The following is a 637-nucleotide window of genomic DNA, read 5'->3' as shown; positions in this document are numbered from 1 at the left end:
GATTCCCGGCACCAGCCCAATGTAGGAACTGAATTGCCCTTCAGTATTAAAACGCCTCAAATCACCGCATTCAGCTAAGATCACACTGGCCAGGTAACCGCCGATTCCTGGAATACTCCGCAGTAGGTTGTAATCTTTCTTTTGGTTTTTCCTGCAATGGGCACGCATCTGGTTTGCAATTTCCAGATATTCTGACTTGATGAAGCGGTACATCCTTATTTTGCCCTGCAGGGCCATATCGCCACAAGGACTGCTGAATTTAAGATTCTCCAGCCATGCAATGAAATCCGTACTCCAATTCGAGTTGTCAAAATCATCGGGAACCTTTATTCCGTGAAAAAGCAACATGCTCTTGATATGAGATTTTGCTTGCCGGAGCTTTTTGGTTACTTGAGTTCTGTGGCGTGCCAAGGTTGTAAACTGGTCGTGCTCTTCTGTGGGAACGAAAACTCCTTTGAGCACTCCTGCTTTTAATTGGTTGGATAAGTTCTTGGAATCCAAGGCATCGGTTTTTTGATAGCGTTCTTTGTCGCCCGTTTTGACGTCAGCGGGATTCACTACTAAAACATTCCAGCCCAAGTTTAAGAAATAGCGTGCTGCGGTAAATCCGCAACAGCCTGCTTCATAAACTAAATTA

Annotated in this window: 1 protein-coding gene; it reads right to left on the bottom strand. The window is 44.9% G+C overall.

The features are described 5' to 3' along the window. The coding region (locus tag ACFPVY_RS15680) for a transposase (RefSeq protein ID WP_379793088.1) at nt 1-637 on the bottom strand (637 nt) is incomplete at both ends.

Origin of the sequence: Flavobacterium qiangtangense, from assembly GCF_042658345.1 — a bacterium.
GTDB lineage: Bacteria > Bacteroidota > Bacteroidia > Flavobacteriales > Flavobacteriaceae > Flavobacterium > Flavobacterium qiangtangense.
Note: the sequence above shows the minus strand (reverse complement) of the source record. Positions and strands in the feature narration are given on the sequence as shown.